Raw genomic sequence first — 17,682 nt, forward strand, 5'->3', positions numbered from 1 at the left:
TCGACGCAGGTACGGCGCGTCGGCTCAACGTCCCCGTGTCGCGGTCTCGAACCGGATGCCGCGTGCTGCCTATGATCCCGATCCATAGCGCGCTGATGCACAGCCCGACCAGCACGGCAGTCGCGACTCGACAGAAACCGGACCGCCACCGCACACCTGCGTCGACCGTTGCTCAGCCTGCCGCTGCCACATCCGCATACCGCAGGTGCCGACGCCGGGTGGTCACATCCACAGCCCCATGAACGTGGCCACTCTAGCTGGCCCGAAAGGCCAACCCCCGGCGCGCCACTGCTGTGACTCTCTCCGCGCCGGAGCGTTCAAGTCAATAAAAAAGTTATCAAACTCGATCACTAAAAGACGAGAGTCGACAAATATGGCCAATTCCTGCAGTTTCGAAGCCCTCGAGGAAGAGGTATGCCATCCTCTGCGACATGTCCAAACCAGAGGCGAACGCAGGCCCAACGTTCCCGACACCTCGAGTTGTCCTAGTAACACCAGAAATAGCCGATGAGATCCTGACGAGCCGAAACCCCAATAATCGTCCGGTCGATCGAAGCCTCGTGAATCGCATGGTCGGCGAGATTGCGTCCGGAACTTGGCAGGTCACTCACCAGGGAATCGCCCTAGATGGTTCACTGGCCGCTGGGACACTCATCGATGGTCAGCACCGGCTCCACGCAATTCGCAAGTCCGGGATTGCGACTCCCCTACTTGTTTTCGAGAACGTTCCTCGAGAGACGTTTTCCGTCCTCGACACCGGCAAGCGCCGGAGCGGTGGCGATGTTCTGGCTCTGAGTGGCGAACGGGACACCACCCTGTTGGCCGCCACAATTCGCCATGTCCATCTCTTCCGAGTGGACCCGGACAGCTCATGGTCCGGCGTGAATTCGCGAATCAGAAACGATCACGTCTTGGACATATTCCACGCCCAAGCAGATGAGTTTCGAAAAGCAGCGATGACTGGGCGAGTTCTCAGCAAAGAGGTTGGACTCATTCCAACAGCGGCATCAGCAGCCTACTTTCTGACTGTCGAGTCGGCGCCCGCCGCACGCATCGATGACTGGATGGACGGGCTGACAACGGGTGCCAATCTGAGTGCCGACGACCCTCGGCTATCGCTGATCAAGGTCATCAATCACCTACAGAAAGGCTCGTCTGCCCGCCGACGAACCGATGCCCGCGGGCAGATCGGCCTCTACCTGAAGGCTTGGAACGCCTGGGTCACTGGCAGACCGGTCAAGAGCTTGCGACTGCAAAACGGGGAAAAGATGCCGCGCCCCGTGCAGCTGCTTCTCTGAAGCCCCTCACGAGGTCAGATCTCGTGTCTTCCACCTTCGCGATGGCCCAGACCGCTTCACCGGTCGGGGCCATCGTCTTGCCTCGCGGTACAGGACAGAGATGCGCCGCCCCAATAGCGCGAGCATCCCATAGTCTCGAGCGCCATCAATGGGATCCCTTGAACGGCGGCGGTCGGTGGTGGGTGTCCGATTCGTTCAAGACCGGGTGGGTGACGGGTGCCTAGCGTGGCGTGCATGGACAGCACACGTGTACCGCGGTTCGCCTTCGTCGGGTTGGCCGTTTCGGATGTGGCCGCGTCGGTTGCCTTCTACCGGCGGTTGAGGGTGGGGTTTCCCGAGGGGGCGGAGGGGGAGCCGCACGTCGAGGGCGAGTTGCCGGGCGGGCCGCTCCTGGTGCTCGATGCCGAGGCCACCATTCGGTCGTTCCACCCCGGTTGGCGGCCGCCGAGCGGCGGTACCCGGACGGCGCTGGCGTTCCACTGCGGGAGTCCCGCGGGGGTGGACGCGTTGTACGGGGAGTTGACCGGCGCCGGGTACCACGGGGAGTTGGCGCCGTGGGACGCCTTCTGGGGGCAGCGGTACGCCGTGGTGCACGATCCGGACGGCAACGGGGTGGATCTGCTCGCGCCCCTGCAGGGGAGCCAGGGCGACACCCCCTAGCAGCGCAGCAGCGCGGTCACCGGCAGGCCCGCCAACTGCCGTACGTCGCGGGCCAGGTGGGCCTGGTCCGCGTAGCCGGTGCGGGCCGCCGTGTCGGCCAGCGGGACGCCGCCGCGGGCGAGTGCCAGGGCGCGCTGCATGCGCAGGATCCGGGCGAGGGTCTTGGGACCGTAGCCGAAGGCGGCCAGTGAGCGGCGGTGGAGTTGTCGTGCTCCGAGGCCGACCGTCTCGGCCGTCGCGGCGACGGAGCGTCCGGCGGCGAGCGAGGCGGCCACGGCGCGGACCAGTGGGTCCTCGGGCCGGGCCTCGGCCGCCAGCCGCAGGGCCAGGGCCTCCAGTGCGGCGGCCGGGTCGGGCGCGGCGTCGATGCGTTCGGTGAGGCACCGGACCTCGGAGGAGGGCCGCAGGTCGGCCAACTCGACGCGGCGGTCCAGGAGTTCGTGGGCGGGGACGCCGAGCAGCGCGGGGGCGGCGCCGGGGCGGAAGCGTACGCCCGCCCAGGGGCCGCGCAGTGCGGGGTCGGGGTGGAAGGCGTGGGTGTCCGGTCCGGCGACCAGCAGCCGGCCCTCCGTCCACAGCAGGTCCATGCAGCCGTCGGGCAGGACGGGTAGGGCGGGCAGGACGGCTGTCGGAACGGGCGCCCGGGCCGCACCCGTACGCCCGACGGCGCGCTTCGTCCACACGACCGCGCCGGGCAGCCGGGACGCGCGCTCCTGGTACGTGGAGGACGAGTGCACGGCGTGAGGCTACGCGCCGCGGGCCGGGGACGCGCGCACGCCGATGGCCCCGGCCGCGTTGGGGCGGCCGGGGCCATCGGCCCGGAGGGGGGAGGTCAGCCGACCGGCGAGGACGCGGGCTCCGCCGGCTCCTCGGCCCCCGCGTCGGGGCCCTTCCGCCCGTCGCGCATCAGCACCAGGGTGAGTGCCGCGGCCGCGACGACCGCGAGACCGCCCACCGTGAAGGTGGTGGAGGTGGCGGTGTTGAACGCCTCCCGGGCAGCCGCGACCAGCCCGCCGTCCCCGGTGGAGCCGGCCACCGCGAGCGCCCCGGTGATGTCGTGGCGGGCGGCGTCGGGGGCGGCGTCGGGCATCGCACCGGTGTAGGTGCTGGAGAGCACGGTGCCGAGGATGGCCACGCCGAGCGCCGCGCCGGACTGCTGGATGGTGTCGTTGAGCGCGGAGCCGACGCCGGCGTGCTCGCTGGGGATGGCGCCCATCAGCGCGTTGGCGGCGGCCGGCATGCCGAGGCCGGAGCCGATGCCGAGCACCAGCATGGCCAGGGCGACCTTGGTGAAGCCGTCGCCGACCGAGAGGGTGGCCAGCAGCCCGAAGCCGCCCGCGATGATCAGCATGCCGATCGAGGTGAGCACCCGCGCCGGGACCTTCTTGCCGAGCACCGCGCCCAGCGCGTTGAACACCAGCGAGGCGATGGCCAGCGGGATGAAGGCGAGGCCGGTGTCGGTGGGCGAGAACTCCAGCACGAACTGGAGGTACTGGGTGAGGACCAGCATCAGTCCGCCGGTGGCGAAGGTCAGCAGGACGAGCGAGAAGCTGGCGCCGGTGAAGACCCGGTTGCGGAACAGCTTCAGCGGCACCATCGGCGAGTCGGTGCGGACCTGCCGGACGGCGAAGCCGACCAGCGCGGCCACGGCGAGGAGGAGCGCGCCGAGGGTGCTCGGGCTGGTGAAGCCGTCCCGGGGCACCACGATGATCGACCAGACCAGGGCCGCCATGCCGACCATCGACAGCACCATGCCCAGCAGGTCGGGACGGCGCCACGGCCCCTTGGACTCCGGCATCAGCAGCATCGCGGCGAGGATGGCGACCGCCGCGATCGGCACGTTGAGCAGGAAGACCGCGCCCCACCAGAAGTGCGCGATCAGCGCGCCGCCCAGCACCGGACCGCCGACCAGGCCGATCATGGCCACCGCGGTCCAGGCGGCGATCGCCTTCGGGCGCTCCTCGTCGTCGAAGACGGTGATCAGGATGGAGAGCGTGCTCGGCATGACCAGCGCACCGCCGACGCCCATCAGGACGCGCCCGGCGATCAGCTCACCGGGGCTTCCGGCGTACGCCGCGACCAGTGAGGCGGCGCCGAACAGCACGAGGCCGACGATCATCACCTTCCGGCGTCCGAAGCGGTCGGAGAGGCTGCCCGAGGTGAGCAGCAGGCCGGCGAAGACCAGGATGTACGAGTCGATGATCCACTGGATGTCCTGCGCCCCGGCCTTGAGGTCCTCCGCGATCGGCGGGATGGACACCGTGAGCACCATGTTGTCGATCACCAGCACCAGGCTGCTCAGGCAGAGCACGACCAGGATGAGCCAGCGCTGTGGATGACGTTCCACGGCGTTTCCCCCTTTGGACTGCGGATGAACTCCGGATCGGGCGCGGGCCGCTGGCCGCGCGGAAGTCGTCGCGGGCACACCGACCTCCGTCCCCAGGGGTACGGTGTGCGCCGCCCCGAACACTGTACGGACACCGCACACTGTTCGCAACGGCGCACGCCGTTCGATCTCCGCACAATGTTCGGAGTTCCGCACATCGTTCGGTCTCCGCACACCGTTCGCACCGCCGTACACTGTTCGCAGCAGCCGGTGCGGGCTGCGCCGGACCGGACCGGGTCCGGACGACTGGTGAGGAGGGCCCACATGGCGGCCAAATCAGAGGACGGTACGACCCCGGGCATCCCCCTGCCGTGGAGCCGGCCCCAGCGACGGAGGGAGCAGCCCACCCTCAGCCGCGAGCAGATCGTCGCCGAGGCCTTCGCGCTGCTGGACTCCGACGGCATCGAGGCGCTGAGCATGCGCAAGCTCGCCGCCCGACTGAACGCCGGCGCGACCTCGCTCTACACCCACGTCGCCAACAAGGACGAGCTGCTCGCCCTGGTCGTCGACCAGGTCTTCGGGACCCTCCCGCAGCCCCGGGCCGAGGGCTCCGAGGACCCGAAGGCCTGGCGCGCGACGGTCATGGAAAGCGCCGAGAGCATGCGCGCGGCCATCATGCGCCACCCGTGGATGGTCTCGGTGATCGGCGACGTCGGGATGATCTACCTCGGCCCCAACTGGATGCGGCTCTCCGACGCCCTGCTGGCCGTGCTGGAGACGGCCGGCTTCGAGGTCGGCCAGGCGAACGACGCGATGAACGCGGTCATGGGCTACACCATCGGGACCGCCGCCGTGGAGGCCTCCTGGGTGAACGCGCTGGCCCGCAGCGGCCAGGACGAGCAGGAGTGGATGAACCAGCTGCTGCCCGCCGTCATCGAGGCCACCAGGGACTTCCCGCGGCTGCACCGGCTGTACACCACCGAGGTTCCGGACGAGGTCGCCGCGGGCCGGGACAGCGGCTTCGCCCGCGGCGTCAACGTCATCCTGGACGGGGTCGAGACGGCTCTGGCCGCCAGCCGCCAGGCCTGAGCACGCCCCCCCGGGGGGGATCGACTCCCCTCGGGGGATCGACTCCCCTCGGGGGATCGACTCCCCTCGGGGGGGCAGGCATCTTCGCCCTGGGGGTGCTCAACTCCCGCTGAGCGCCTGCACCTCCGCGTACCCCGGCACCGGACCGACCGGCTCGCCCGCCGCGACGGCCGCCGCCGTGGCCACCGCCGCCGCCAGTGCCGCGCGGTACAGCAGCGAGCCGAGGCTGACCCGGGCCACCCCGAGCGCGGCCAGCTCGGCGAGGCCCGGGCCGGCCGGCGTCCAGAGGATGTTGAGCGGGACGGCGAGCGCGCCGACCAGCCGGCCGATGGCCGCCGGATCGGACAGCCCGGGGACGAACACGCCGTCCGCGCCCGCCTGCTGGTAGACGTCCAGGCGCCGGAGCGCCTCCGTCTCGGGGGCGTCCTGCCCGCACCAGTAGGTGTCGGTGCGGGCGTTGACGAACAGCTCCGGCACGGCCGCCTTCACCGCCGCGATCTTCGCGCCATGACGGGCGGACGGGGTCAGCGAGCCGTCCGCCCGACCGTCCTCCAGGTTGATGTCGACCACCCCGGCCGTCGCCAACTCAACGGCCAGCTCGGCGACTTCGTCCGGATCGTCACTGAAACCGGCCTCCATGTCGACGCTGAGCAGGAAGTCGGCGCAGCCGAGCCGACGCGCCAGCCGTACGGTCTCCGCGCGGGTGGCGGCGGCGCCGTCGGGCAGGCCGGCGACGGCCGCCACGCCCAGGCTGGTGGTGCCGATCGCGGGGTGGCCCTGGGCGGCGAGGGCGAGGGCCGAGGCGTGGTCCCAGGCGTTGGGCAGCAGCAGCGGGCGGCCGGGGCGGTGGTGCAGGGCGGCGAAGGGGGTCATCGGGTCGTCTCCATCTGGTCGTTCGTACGGTCTCCGGCGACGCCGGCCGGGCCGGCGGTAGCGTCCGTTGGGCCGGCGGTCGCGCAGGACGTGCTCCCGACCGATTCCGCGTAGTAGTACCCCGCCTCGGCGACGTGCCGGACGAGCTCCCGGAAGCTCCAGCCCGTCCCCGGCGAGTCGTCCAGCCGTTCGTCCGGCAGCACGGCGATCCGCTGCGACCAGATCGCGGCCAGCCGGGTCAGCCGGCTGCGGGCCTCGTCCAGGTCGGCGATGGTGAACGGGGCGAGGTCGGCGGGGGTGGTGACGCCGGAGGCGTGCCAGTGGTCGGGCTCGGTCGGCCGGCCGGCCAGTCGGGCCTCCAACTCGGCCAGGTGGTCCAGGAGATGGTCGGCGATGCGGCGAACCGCCTTGTGCGGGGCGTAGGTCCGCCCGTCGGCGTTGACGATCGGGCGACCGTCCCAGGCCGTCCAGTCCGCCGCCAGCACGAGCACGTGATCGACCATCGCCGGTACCAGCGCGGCGAGTTCACCCTTTCCGAGGTCCCGTACGGACGGCTGCGCACCAGCGGGCGCATCGGTGTCCGCCGGATCGGAGGCGCCGTACAGGATGCCCTCGGCGATGACCAGGGCCTGCGAGCGGCCCGGGCAACTCCTGGGCGGCGCACCGAAGGTGAGCGCGACACCCTCGGGCGCGCCGGACTGGGCGGCCGGGATGTCGAGCAGGACGAGCGTCCCGGCCGGTACCGCGACCCCGCCGAGCTCGGTCGCCCGGACGGCGAGCCGACGCATCGTCCGGATCGGCGGGTCCGCGCGCAGCACGCCGGCCAGACCGTCCTCGTGCCGGCGGGCACCCTCGACCAGTGCGGCGGTGGCGTCGCAGGCCTGGACGAGCAGGCCGATCCGGTTCGCGGCGGTCTCCTCGTCCCCATCCCCCATCGCGGGCAGCAGCCGGGTGACCGCCGCGTCCTGCGCCGGGGAATGCGGACCGTCGGCGAAGTACGCCCGGGAGACGGTCGCGACGTCCCGCGCCACCGCCTCCGGGTCGGCCAGGCCGAACTCCGCCGCGAGCACCCGGACCACCCGCAGCCGGACGTCGGGATCGAAGCCGGCGGCCGCGGCCACCCGCAGCCGGTCCGGGTCGAGCCGCTCCAGGTCGGCCAGCACCAGCGCCCGGCGCCGGTCGTGCGGCGCACCCGAGCTGAACCGGGCGACGGTGGAGCGCAGCCAGGCCACCGTGCCGGGGGCGCCGCCGGGCGCCGCGGGTTCGGCGGGCGGCGGGACCAGCGCAGGGTCGGCCAGCGCCGCCGTGACGTCGTCGTAGCGGGAGAAGGTCACGGTCGCGGGGCCGGCGACCGCCGTGGTTTCGCTCATGCCGCCATCGTGGCCCCGGGTCGTTTCGGCGCCGGCCGAACCGTGCCGGGGCGATCCTGGAGGCATGTCCCCGGCTCCGCTCCCCCACGCGGCCCCGCCCCGGCCCCCGCACCCGGCCGCGCCAGAACCTCCACACCCGGCCGCGTCAGACCTTCCGCACCCGACCCCACCCGCGATCAGTCCCTCGAACACACCCCCGTGCCCCGACCATGGAGGCATGACGCTAGCCGCCTTCGCCGCCCTGCTCGCCGACCCCACCCGCGCCGCCATCTGCACCGCGCTGCTCGACGGCCGCGCGTGGACCGCCGGCGAGCTGGCCCGGCACGCGCGCGTCGCGCCGTCCACGGCCAGCGAGCACCTGTCCCGGCTGATCGCGGGCGGCCTGCTGGCCGAGGAACGGCAGGGCCGGCACCGGTACGTCCGGCTGGCCACGCCCGCGGTGGCCACGCTGATCGAGGACCTCACCGTCTTCGCCGAGTCCGGCCCCGGCCGCGCGACCGCGCCCCGGACCCTCGGCGAGGCCACCCGGCTGAGCGCCGAGGCCCGCGCCCGCACCTGCTACGACCACCTGGCCGGCCGCCTCGGCGTCGCCGTGTCGGACGCGCTGCTCGCTCGCGGCCTGGTCACCGAGGAGGGCGGGCTGGCCGTCACCGAGCGCGGCCGGGACTGGCTGGCCGCGCAGGCGATCGAGCTGCCGCCGCGCTCGGGCCGCCCGGGCGGGCGCCCGGTGGTGCGCGGCTGCCTGGACTGGACGGAGCGCCGCCCGCACCTGGGCGGGGCGCTGGGTGCGGCGCTCTGCCGGGCCGCCCTGGACCGTGCCTGGGTGGAGCGGATCGGCTCCGGCCGGGCGCTTCGGGTCACTCCGGACGGCGGTCGGGCGCTGCGCGAGCTCCTCGGCGTCGAGTTGCCCTGAAGCGTCGAGTGCCTGGTGGCGGGGCATCCACCCGCCACCACCCGCCACACGACCGCCCCCGTCCCGCTCAGCCCATCGTCTTCGCCCCGTCCAGCGACTCCCGGATGATGTCCGCGTGCCCGGCGTGCTGCGAGGTCTCGGCGATCAGGTGCAGCACCACCCGCCGGGCCGACCAGGCCGTCCCCGGCGGGAACCAGGGCGTGACCGGCAGCTCATGGGCGAGGCCGAGGTCGGGCAGGGTCCGGATCAGCTCGTCCGTCTCGTGCGCCACCCGCTCGTACTCGGTGAGCAGTCCGGCGAGCGTGTCGCCCTCCGCCATCCGGAACTGGGCCACCCAGGCCTCCGCGTCGCCGGGGCCGTGCTCCCCCTCCTTGCCCCGCATCGCCTCCGCTCCGCCGGTGACGAACCGCGCCCAGCGCGCCTCGACCGCCGCCACGTGCTTGATCAGTCCGCCGAGGCTCAGCTCGCTGACCGTGGCGCGTTCGGCCGCCTGCGCGTCGGTGAGGCCCCGGACGGTGCGCCGCAGCAGGCCGCGGTGCTTGTTCAGCGTCTCGACGAGCTCCTCGCGCTCACCCATCGGCAACTCCCCTCGTTCGCACCGTCGTTCAGCACGCTACCCGCCCGCCCCGTCAGGCCTCCACCGTCTTCGGCTGATCGCCGACCGTCCGTCCGAGGTCGATCAGCCCGAAGGCCGCGCCCTGCTGGTCGCCGACCGCCGCGAACCGGCCGAACGGGCTGTCCATCGGCCCGAAGTACACCTTGCCTCCGCGCTCCGTCAGCCGTCCGATCGCGGCGTCGGTGTCGTCCACCGCGAAGTAGACGCTGACGTACGAGGGCGCCTCGGGCGGCAGGAAGTCCCCTTCCGCGCCCATCCGGCCCAGCACCGGCCGGTCGCCGACCTGGAACAGCCGGTAGTCGAAGTCCCCGCCCTCCATCTTCCGCACGCCGTACGGGAACACGGCCGGGAAGAAGGCGTCCGCCTTCGCGGGCTCGCGGGTCACCAGCTCGGCCCAGCTGTAGGCGCCGGGCTCACCCTGTTTCTCGAAGCCCTCGTGCCGCCCGGCCTGCCAGACCCCGAACACCACGCCCGCCGGGTCCTTGGCGATCACCATCGTGCCGAAGTCGCCGACCTGCAGCGGCCCCATGGCCACCTCCCCGCCGTTGGCGCGGATCCGCGCCGCGGTGGCTCCGGCGTCCGGCGAGGCCAGGTACAGGCACCAGGCGGACCTGGCCTCCGCGCCGGGCATCGGCGGCACGATCGCGGCGACCGCCTTGCCGCCCGAGTACGCCTGGGTGTAGTTGCCGAACTCCGACGAGCTCTCGCCGAAGGTCCAGCCCAGCACGTGGCCGTAGAAGGCCTTCGCGCCCTCCAGGTCGGTGAACATCGCGTCGGCCCAGCAGGGCGTGCCCTCAGGTAGCGCGGCCATCTCTCTGCCCTCGTGTGTGGCGAAGTGCGCGCGCCGGGAGGGCGCGTGCCGCCCCCGGTTCGCCAGCCTAGCCACGACGCGACGCACCCGCACGGGATGGCCCGCGCGGGTGCGCCGTGCGACGTCAGCCGTTCGCCGACAGGCGCAGCGAGGCCGTCCCCAGGCCGGTCGGGCCGAGCGGCACCGGGGGCACCGCCGAGGCCGTGGGCACCGAGGGCGCCACCGGCACCGCCGGCCCCGTAGGCGCCTCGGCGGCCGCCGCCGTGGCCGCCCGCCGGGCCCGCGAGGCCTCCGCCAGGTCCCGTCCCGCGCCGAAGTGCCGCTCCAGGTCGGCCGTCCCGTACCGCCGGCAGCCCTCGTGCCAACTCAGGATGCCCGCGAGCCAGTTCTGCAGTTCGCCCACGTATCCGTCGAGCAGTTCCCGGGCCGCCTGCTCCAGCCCGAAGTCCGCGTACATGACCGGGAGTTCCTTCTGCGCGACGTGCTGGAACTGGTCCAGCCGCGAGTGCATCAGGTCGTCGACGATCCGGACCGCCGATTCGTAGTCGCAGTTGAAGAAGTTCTGCACCACCAGGACGGTGTTGTGCAGCTCGCCCTCGTACTCGACTTCCTTCTGGTACGAGAAGAGGTCGTTCATCATGCACGCGTAGTCCATCGCGGAGCTCTCCAGCGCGCGCATCGAGCCGTGGTCGTACACCTCCGGCGGCACGGACTCCCCGTGGCCGAGGCGGGAGAGGCTCGTGGTGAGCTCGGAGCCGAAGGTGGAGCGGCGCATCTCCAGGTAGTCCACCGGGTCCGGGATCCGGTTCTGGATCTGGTTGGCCAGCTCCCAGATCCAGCTGTCCAGCATCGCCTCGACCGCCGTCCGGAACCGGCCCCTGGCCTCGACGGTCATCGGGCCGGCGGTGCGCTCCCAGATGTCGGCGAGGCCGCGCTCCAGCGCGTTGGCGGGCTCCGGCGCGGGGGTGCCGTCCACCGGCATGAACAGCGACAGCCGCGCGTTGGCGGCCTTGGCGCCGCCCAGGTCACGGGTGTGCCCGAAGGCCCGGGGGTAGTAGTCGTCGGCCCAGGTGCCCCAGGCCAACCAGGCCGAGGCGATGTCGAGTTGGTCGGCCGTGGCGTCCGGGTGGATGCCGGCCGCGCAGAGCGGGAGGTCGTAGTCGCGCATCGACGCGGCGTCCCAGATGCCGGACGCGGGGGCGCCCGGCTCCGCCGAGAGCAGTCCCATCCGCTCCGCCCACTCGACCACGCGCTCCCGGGCGCCGTCCAGGTGGGGGCTCAGCCGGAGTTCGTACGGCAGCCTGAACTCGGGCAACCTGGAGGGCCCGACAGCCCGGTACGGCACGTGGCCGTACGACCGCGCCCGCCGTCCCTCCGGGCCCGCCGCGCCCCTGGCCACCGCCGTCGCGCGCTTCCCCACCGAGGCCGCCGCGACTGCCGGGTCTGCCGGGGCCGTCATGGCGGTGCTGCGCAGGATGTCCAGTGCCGAGGTGCCGATGCCCCCGATCGCGTACTGGTCCCACCAGTTGCCGCCCCCGGACCCGCCCGATCCGGGCGCCACCTCACCGCCCGAACCCCCGGCCGCCCCACCACCGTTCATGTACCGGCTGGAGCGCAGGTGCCACTCGTGCCCACCGGACTGCCAGTCCTGGAGGCCCTTGACGTACGCCATCACCCGGGCGCGGCCCGCCGGGTCGAGCCCGGTCTCCGCGAACAGCACCGGCAGTTCGGTGAACACGGTGTTCTCGAACTGCTGGAGCCGTGAGGTGAGCAGGTCGTTGACCGCCTCGGCGGCCTCCTGGGTGGAGCACTCCAGGAACCGCTCCAGCACCAGGACGCCGTTGCTCAGCTCGCCCTCGTCCTCCACCTCCCGCTGGTACGAGAAGATGTCGTTGCGCAGGTGCACGCTGTCGGAGAAGGCGTCCATCAGCACCCGCAGCGCCCGCGAGCCCGACACCTCCTGCGGCACCTCGGCGTCGGCCGCGTACTCGACCAGTTGCGCGGACCAGGGCGCGCCGCCGACCTTGCGGCGCATCTCGATGTACTCGACCGGGTTCGCCACCCGGCCCTCGCCGATGTTGGCGAGCTCCCACAGCGACTCGTTCAGCAGGTTCCGGGTGCTCGCGGCGAACCGGATCCGCCAGTCCTCGCCCATCGCCGGCACGGTGCGCCGCCACAGGTCGGCCAGCCCCGCCTCGACCGGGTTCTCCGGCTCGGGCAGCTCGGCGCCCGGGTCGGCCGGCATGAACAGCGGCAGCCGGTCGAGGTGGGCCTTGCCCGCCTCGCGGTCGTTGGTGCGCTTGAACATGTCGAGGAAGTAGTCGTCGAAGAAGAAGACCCACACGTACCAGTCGGTGACCAGCGACAGCGCCTCGGCCGACGCGTCGGGGTGGGTGTACGCGCAGAGCAGGCCGTAGTCGTGGGCGTCCAGGTCGGCCTGATCCCAGATTCCTGATCCCTCCAGCATCCCCATCTTCCGGGCCCAGGCGGTGGAGTGGGCCCGTGCCTCGTCCAGATGGGGGTTGAGGCGTGCCGGGTGCGGCACGTAGAAGGACGGCAGTTCGAACGGCTGGGTCACGGCGGGCGGGCCTTTCTGGACGCGTCGGGTGAACCAAGAATGACCCGCCGTCAGGTCACCGCATCGGCACAACCAAAATAGTCATATGAAATGACTCGCCATGCCCACCCGAATCCACCCACCCGGCCGAGCGCCCTCCCCGCCCCGCACACCCCGACAACCGCCCCCACACGCAAGGCCCGTAGGGGCGGCCCCGGTTCAGGACGCGAGGCCGAGGGCGAGGGAGGCCGCGGCGGGCGCCAGGTAGAGGAGGGGGAAGGGGACGTGGGCATAGGCGCGGGCACGCAGGACGGTGAGCACGGCGCCGAGGAAGTAGAGGACCACTCCGACCGCGGCCGCGTAGCCGACGGCCGGGACGGCGAGGCCGGCCAGCAGGCCGAGGGCGCCGGCCGCCTTGGCGACGCCGAGCCAGGGCCACCAGGCGCGCGGGACGCCGTAGTCGGCGAGGGGCTTCACGACGTACTCGGCGCCGGCGAAGACGGAGTAGGCCGAGAAGCCGACCATGAGGGCGCCGAGGACGGTGACGACGGTGTGGGCGACGGACATTGGAGTGCTCCTCATTCGACGGCTGTTCGGTTCGACACTCCCCTGACCCGGGACACCCGACGGATGTGACGGACGCGGGCAAAAAATATTCCGCGCCACTCCGCCGTTGTCCTCGACAACCGCTCCGCCAACGAACTATGCAGCTCCGGCAAGGCCTTGAAGAGACAAGACTTCCCCGGTCACGGGCGTGTTGACTGCGTACGGCAACGCCGCTTCCACCAGACTGGGCGCCGACCCGACGTCAACTCCGAGGAGGGCAAGCCCATGGACGTCACCGTTCGGCTCGCACAGCAGCCCGAGGCCGACGAACTGCTCGGACGCAGCGCGCTCGCCGCGCTCGTCGGCATGCTGCTGGACCAGCAGGTCCCGATGGAGTGGGCGTTCACCGGCCCACTGACCATCGCCCAGCGCCTCGGCCACGACGACCTGGACGCCCACGAGATCGCCACCTACAACCCGGAGGAGTTCGTCGCGCTCCTCTCCGCGAAGCCCGCGGTCCACCGTTACCCGGCCGCGATGGCCAAGCGGGTGCAGCAGCTCTGCCAGTTCCTCGTCGCGCAGTACGACGGCGACGCCGCCGCGCTCTGGAAGAACGTCCGCACCGGCAAGGAACTGCTCAGCCGCCTCAACGCCCTGCCCGGCTTCGGCAAGCAGAAGTCGCAGATCTTCCTGGCCCTGCTCGGCAAGCAGTACGGGGTACGGCCGGAGGGCTGGCGCGAGGCGGCCGGGGTGTACGGCGAGGAGGGCGCGCACCGCTCGGTGGCCGACATCACCGGGCCCGAATCCCTCACCCTGGTACGGGAGTTCAAGCAGGAGGTGAAGCGCGCGGCGAAGGAGGCCAAGGCCGCCGCCAAGCCGCGCACCACCACCCGCGCGTCCGTCGCCCCCACCGCCGCCCCGACCGGTGCGCGCTGATCACCGACCGACCGAACCGACTGGCCAGACCGATCAGACCGACCCGACCGGCCGGACCGACCCACCCGACCGCCCACCCCGTCGGCCGTACGCCGACCGGGCCCTCCCAGAGCGCGACGCGGGCCCCGGCCGCGCCGCGCGACCGGGGCCCGCGCACGGGAGCACTCCGTCAGAGCAGGACCGGCTCCTGCTCCTCCGCGGTGGAACCGGCCGAGCCGTCGGCACCGACCGATCCGGCCGCCGACCCGGCCACCGCCCCGGCTGACCCGGCCGCCTTGCGCCGCCGCGGCAGCGCGAACATCAGCAGGAACACCACGAGCAGCACCCCGGCGACCCACCACATCGCGTGCACGAAGGCCCCGCCGAACGCCGTCCCGAGCGCCTCCGGCGCGACCACGTCGTCCATCGCCCCGAAGAAGGCCACCGAGACCAGGCCGAGCCCGAGCGCGTTGCCCACCTGCTGCACGGTGTTGATCAGCCCGGACGCCGAACCGGCGTGCTCGCGCGGCACCTCCGCCAGCACCGCGTCGGTGATCGGCGCGACGATCAGCCCCATGCCGAGGCCCATCACCACCAGCGGCAGCGCCATCTGCCAGGCCGTGATCGCCGTCCCGTACCGGTCCGCCTCCCAGATGTAGACGAGCACGCCCGCCGCCATCACCAGCGCGCCGGTCTGCAGCACCTTCCGCCCGAACCGCGGCACCAGCTTCTGCACCGACAGCCCGGCCGCCGTGGAGACCGCGATCGAGAACGGGATGCCGGTCGCACCGGCCTTGAGCGGGCTCCAGCCCAGCCCCACCTGCATGTAGAGGGTCCAGACCAGGAAGTAGATGCCGAGCGCCACGCCGAAGGCCAGCTGCACGCAGATCCCGGCCGCGAAGGACTTCACCCGGAACAGCGCCAGCTCCACCAGCGGCGAACCGTCCCGCCGCGTCTTGACCCGCTCGTACACCACGAACAGCGCGAACACCGGCAGGCTGCCGGCCATCGACAGGTAGCCCCACAGCGGCCAGCCGGCCTCCCGGCCGTGCGTCAGCGGGTAGATCAGCATCAGCAGGCCGAGGCTGGCCAGCGCCACGCCCACCAGGTCCAGCTTCAGCGCCTGGTCGGCCTTCGACTCGTCGATGAAGCGGCGGCCGAGCAGCAGCCCGGCGATTCCGACCGGCAGGTTGATCAGGAAGATCGGGCGCCAGGCCAGGCCGAACAGGTCCCACTCGGTGAGCAGCGCGCCGATCAGCGGGCCGGAGACCGCGCCCAGGCCGACCACGGCGCCGAACAGGCCGAACACCTTGCCGCGCTCCTCCGCCGGGAAGGTCGCGTGGATGATCGACAGCACCTGCGGCACCATCAGCGCCGCCGTCCCGCCCTGGAGCAGTCGGGTCGCGACCAGCATCTCCGGGCCGGAGGCCAGCCCGCACAGCGCCGAGGCCAGCGTGAAGCCGCCGATCCCGATCAGGAACACCCGCTTGCGGCCGTGGATGTCGCCCAGCCGGCCGCCGGTGATCAGGCCGATCGCGAAGGCCAGCGCGTAGCCGCCGGTGACCCACTGGATGGCGCTGAAGGAGGCGCCGGTGTCCTGCTGGATGCTCGGGATCGCGATGTTGACGATGGTCACGTCCACCAGGTCCATGAAGGAGGCGACCATCACGATCGTCAGCGCGATCCACCTCCGCCGGTCCGCTGCCGCGGTGCTCATTCGGTTGTCCTCTTTCTTACGCACGTCCGGGACGCTCTTCTCCACGCCCATGACAGTACGGGGCATGTAGGTCAGAACCTGTCCCAGTTGGCAGCCGCCACCGCCGCTCTCCGGGACGGCATGCTGGACGGCATGACCGACACCCCGGCCCGGCTGCTGAGCCTCCTGTCCCTGCTCCAGACGCCGCGCGAGTGGCCCGGCAGCGAGCTCGCCGAACGTCTCGGCGTCAGCCCCCGCACCATCCGGCGCGACATCGACCGGCTGCGCGAGCTCGGCTACCCGGTGCGGGCCAGCATGGGCGCGGACGGCGGCTACCGGCTGGTCGCGGGCACGGCGATGCCCCCGCTGCTGCTGGACGACGAGGAGGCGGTGGCCATCGCGGTCGGGCTCCGCGCGGCGGCCGGGCACGCCGTGGTCGGCATCGAGGAGGCCTCGGTACGGGCACTCGGCAAGCTGCTCCAGGTGCTGCCGGGCCGGCTGCGGCACCGGGTCGGGACGCTCAACTCCGCGACCGTGCCGCTGCTCACCGGGGACGGCCCGACCGTCGACCCGGAGGACCTCACCGTGCTCGCCCGCGCCGTCACCGCCCGGGAACGGCTGCGCTTCGGCTACCGGGCGTACGACGGCGCCGAGACCAACCGGCAGGTCGAGCCCGAGCGGCTGGTCTCGGTCGGCCGCCGCTGGTACCTGGTCGGCTACGACCTGGACCGCTCGGACTGGCGGCTCTTCCGGGTCGACCGGGTGAACGGCCCGGCCACCACCGGCGTGCGCTTCACCCCGCGCCCGCTGCCCGCCGAGGACGCCGCCGCGTACGTGGCGGGCAAGCTGCGCCGCCCGTCACCGAGCGGCACCGTGGTCGCCACCGTGCACGCCCCCGCCGAGCGGGTCCGCCACAGCCTGCGGCCGGGCGACGCGGAGGTCGAACCGATCGACGCGCACAGCTGCCGGCTCCGCTCCCGCTCGGACTCGCTGGAGTGGACGGCGATGCGACTGCTGTCGCTGGACTGCGCCTTCGAGGTGCACGAGCCGCCGGCGCTGCGCGAGCACCTGCGCCGGCTCGCCGCCCGCGCCCAGCACGCGGCGGGGGATCAGGCCCAGGCCCAGGCCTAGGCCCCGACCCGGTACCAGCCGTTGCCGGAGCGGAACCAGAGCACGCCGTCCCGGCCGTACGCGCGCTCCCGGTCGAGCTCCCCGAGGCCGCCCACCCGCTCGCGGCGCACCTCCCGCCAGCCCTTCCGGCTCTCCCGCTCGCAGCGCAGCAGCTCGCCGCCGGGCTGGAGGAACACGGCGCGGTCCCCGGCGATCGCGAAGCCCACCGGTTGCCGGGCCGGCAGCCGCATGACGACGGGCTCGCCCTCGGCGGGGTCGATCCCGGTGAGGTGGCTGCGCTCCCCGTACCAGGCCAGCCAGGTCCGCCGTCCCTCGGTGGCGGCGGCGAGACCCTCCAGCGGTTCGTCGCCCAGCTCCCTGAAGTCCGGCCGCCAGACGATCCGCCCGGCGGTGTCCAGCCCGAGCAGGCCGCACCGGGCCAGCGGGTTGTCGCCGTAGTTGCCCTCGTCCCCGAAGGCCAGCCAGATCCGGCCGTCCCGGTCGGTGGTCAACGCCTGGACGTCGTCACCGAGTTGCAGCTCCCGGGCCGGACTGCCGTCCGGCCCGAACACCAGGCCGTTGCGCTCCCAACCGTCCGCCGACTCCTCGGCCCGACGCCCGGCCAGCAGCACCCGCCCGCCCGGCAGCAGCGCCAGGAGGTCGGGCGGGACCCCGACCCCGGCCAACGGCACCCGCCACTCGCCCTGCGGGCCGCGCACCACCACCTCGCCGTCGAACGGCAGCCGGGCGTACGGCCACGATCCGGCCGGCGCCGCGTACTGCTCCGGCACCACCAGGACGGCCAGTTCCCCGCCCGGCCCGACCGTCCAGGTCAGGGCCCGGCGGCCGGCCCGGACGTCCTCCTCGGGCAGCCGCCAGACCTCGACCGGGCGATCGGACAC

Annotated in this window: 16 protein-coding genes; 6 read left to right on the forward strand and 10 right to left on the reverse strand. The window is 72.7% G+C overall.

From position 1 onward, the window contains the following. The first annotated feature begins 431 nt into the window (after positions 1–431). Together ACGF13_RS03155 and ACGF13_RS03160 are read left to right on the forward strand one after the other, a co-directional pair. Complete coding sequence (locus tag ACGF13_RS03155; protein WP_392868374.1) at positions 432–1,298, forward strand: hypothetical protein; 867 nt, start codon at positions 432–434, stop codon at positions 1,296–1,298. Positions 1,299–1,532: 234 nt separating this feature from the next. Further along, positions 1,533–1,958, forward strand: coding sequence for a VOC family protein (locus tag ACGF13_RS03160; RefSeq protein WP_392868376.1), 426 nt, complete (start codon positions 1,533–1,535; stop codon positions 1,956–1,958). Here ACGF13_RS03160 and ACGF13_RS03165 read toward each other — a convergent pair. Together ACGF13_RS03165 and ACGF13_RS03170 are read right to left on the reverse strand one after the other, a co-directional pair. After that, entirely contained in the window at positions 1,955–2,695 is a 741-nt protein-coding gene (locus ACGF13_RS03165; protein WP_392868378.1) for a helix-turn-helix domain-containing protein, read from the reverse strand. The two genes, ACGF13_RS03160 and ACGF13_RS03165, sit on opposite strands and share 4 nt — an antisense overlap. Positions 2,696–2,790: 95 nt before the next feature. Further along, positions 2,791–4,305: an MFS transporter gene (locus tag ACGF13_RS03170; RefSeq protein WP_392868380.1), complete on the reverse strand. Its 1,515-nt coding sequence runs from the start codon at positions 4,303–4,305 to the stop codon at positions 2,791–2,793. Positions 4,306–4,608: 303 nt separating this feature from the next. Between ACGF13_RS03170 and ACGF13_RS03175 the strand changes: the two genes are divergently transcribed. After that, on the forward strand, positions 4,609–5,373 hold the full coding sequence (locus tag ACGF13_RS03175; protein WP_392868382.1) for a TetR/AcrR family transcriptional regulator C-terminal domain-containing protein: 765 nt from the start codon (positions 4,609–4,611) through the stop codon (positions 5,371–5,373). Between the two features lie 99 nt (positions 5,374–5,472). On the opposite strand, the gene ACGF13_RS03180 is transcribed toward ACGF13_RS03175, so the two are convergent. Beyond that, complete coding sequence (locus tag ACGF13_RS03180; protein ID WP_392868384.1) at positions 5,473–6,246, reverse strand: isocitrate lyase/phosphoenolpyruvate mutase family protein; 774 nt, start codon at positions 6,244–6,246, stop codon at positions 5,473–5,475. Next, the gene (locus tag ACGF13_RS03185) at positions 6,243–7,616 is read right to left on the reverse strand and encodes a hypothetical protein (protein WP_392868386.1); all 1,374 of its coding nucleotides are present in this window, start codon (positions 7,614–7,616) and stop codon (positions 6,243–6,245) included. The genes ACGF13_RS03180 and ACGF13_RS03185 overlap by 4 nt, the downstream gene beginning before the upstream one ends. A gap of 217 nt (positions 7,617–7,833) precedes the next feature. Between ACGF13_RS03185 and ACGF13_RS03190 the strand changes: the two genes are divergently transcribed. Continuing rightward, entirely contained in the window at positions 7,834–8,529 is a 696-nt protein-coding gene (locus tag ACGF13_RS03190; protein WP_392868388.1) for an ArsR/SmtB family transcription factor, read from the forward strand. Positions 8,530–8,596: 67 nt separating this feature from the next. Here the strand turns inward: ACGF13_RS03190 and ACGF13_RS03195 are convergent, their stop codons facing one another. The 4 genes from ACGF13_RS03195 to ACGF13_RS03210 all read right to left on the reverse strand — a co-directional run bounded on the left by ACGF13_RS03195 (position 8,597) and on the right by ACGF13_RS03210 (position 13,080). Then, positions 8,597–9,106: a DinB family protein gene (locus ACGF13_RS03195; RefSeq protein ID WP_392868390.1), complete on the reverse strand. Its 510-nt coding sequence runs from the start codon at positions 9,104–9,106 to the stop codon at positions 8,597–8,599. 52 nt (positions 9,107–9,158) lie between these two features. Next, positions 9,159–9,956 (reverse strand): VOC family protein, encoded by a 798-nt coding sequence (locus ACGF13_RS03200; protein ID WP_392868392.1) that lies wholly within the window; start codon positions 9,954–9,956, stop codon positions 9,159–9,161. 124 nt (positions 9,957–10,080) lie between these two features. Further along, positions 10,081–12,534 carry a germacradienol/geosmin synthase gene (locus ACGF13_RS03205; protein WP_392868394.1) on the reverse strand — a complete coding sequence of 818 codons (2,454 nt, stop codon included), beginning with the start codon at positions 12,532–12,534 and terminating at the stop codon, positions 10,081–10,083. 198 nt (positions 12,535–12,732) lie between these two features. Next, positions 12,733–13,080: a DoxX family protein gene (locus ACGF13_RS03210; protein ID WP_392868396.1), complete on the reverse strand. Its 348-nt coding sequence runs from the start codon at positions 13,078–13,080 to the stop codon at positions 12,733–12,735. 264 nt (positions 13,081–13,344) lie between these two features. On the opposite strand from ACGF13_RS03210, the gene ACGF13_RS03215 reads away from it, so the two are divergent. Then, entirely contained in the window at positions 13,345–13,995 is a 651-nt protein-coding gene (locus ACGF13_RS03215) for an HhH-GPD-type base excision DNA repair protein (RefSeq protein ID WP_392868398.1), read from the forward strand. Between the two features lie 169 nt (positions 13,996–14,164). Here the strand turns inward: ACGF13_RS03215 and ACGF13_RS03220 are convergent, their stop codons facing one another. Continuing rightward, positions 14,165–15,691, reverse strand: a complete 1,527-nt coding sequence (locus ACGF13_RS03220) for an MFS transporter (RefSeq protein WP_392868400.1) — start codon at positions 15,689–15,691, stop codon at positions 14,165–14,167. Between the two features lie 132 nt (positions 15,692–15,823). Here ACGF13_RS03220 and ACGF13_RS03225 point away from each other — a divergent pair, with 132 nt between their 5' ends. After that, a complete protein-coding gene (locus ACGF13_RS03225; protein WP_392868776.1) occupies positions 15,824–16,801 on the forward strand; it encodes a helix-turn-helix transcriptional regulator in 978 nt (325 codons plus the stop codon). On the opposite strand, the gene ACGF13_RS03230 is transcribed toward ACGF13_RS03225, so the two are convergent. Next, a complete protein-coding gene (locus tag ACGF13_RS03230) occupies positions 16,798–17,682 on the reverse strand; it encodes a hypothetical protein (RefSeq protein ID WP_392868402.1) in 885 nt (294 codons plus the stop codon). The genes ACGF13_RS03225 and ACGF13_RS03230 overlap by 4 nt on opposite strands.

The organism is Kitasatospora sp. NPDC048286 (genome assembly GCF_043201735.1).
Taxonomy (GTDB): domain Bacteria; phylum Actinomycetota; class Actinomycetes; order Streptomycetales; family Streptomycetaceae; genus Kitasatospora.

Coding starts and splice junctions, on each gene's coding strand:
- ACGF13_RS03155 (WP_392868374.1), top strand. CDS start 432: ATGTCCAAACCAGAGGCGAACGCAGGCCCAACGTTCCCGACACCTCGA.
- ACGF13_RS03160 (WP_392868376.1), top strand. CDS start 1,533: ATGGACAGCACACGTGTACCGCGGTTCGCCTTCGTCGGGTTGGCCGTT.
- ACGF13_RS03175 (WP_392868382.1), top strand. CDS start 4,609: ATGGCGGCCAAATCAGAGGACGGTACGACCCCGGGCATCCCCCTGCCG.
- ACGF13_RS03180 (WP_392868384.1), bottom strand. CDS start 6,246: ATGACCCCCTTCGCCGCCCTGCACCACCGCCCCGGCCGCCCGCTGCTG.
- ACGF13_RS03185 (WP_392868386.1), bottom strand. CDS start 7,616: ATGAGCGAAACCACGGCGGTCGCCGGCCCCGCGACCGTGACCTTCTCC.
- ACGF13_RS03190 (WP_392868388.1), top strand. CDS start 7,834: ATGACGCTAGCCGCCTTCGCCGCCCTGCTCGCCGACCCCACCCGCGCC.
- ACGF13_RS03195 (WP_392868390.1), bottom strand. CDS start 9,106: ATGGGTGAGCGCGAGGAGCTCGTCGAGACGCTGAACAAGCACCGCGGC.
- ACGF13_RS03200 (WP_392868392.1), bottom strand. CDS start 9,956: ATGGCCGCGCTACCTGAGGGCACGCCCTGCTGGGCCGACGCGATGTTC.
- ACGF13_RS03210 (WP_392868396.1), bottom strand. CDS start 13,080: ATGTCCGTCGCCCACACCGTCGTCACCGTCCTCGGCGCCCTCATGGTC.
- ACGF13_RS03215 (WP_392868398.1), top strand. CDS start 13,345: ATGGACGTCACCGTTCGGCTCGCACAGCAGCCCGAGGCCGACGAACTG.
- ACGF13_RS03220 (WP_392868400.1), bottom strand. CDS start 15,691: ATGAGCACCGCGGCAGCGGACCGGCGGAGGTGGATCGCGCTGACGATC.
- ACGF13_RS03225 (WP_392868776.1), top strand. CDS start 15,824: ATGACCGACACCCCGGCCCGGCTGCTGAGCCTCCTGTCCCTGCTCCAG.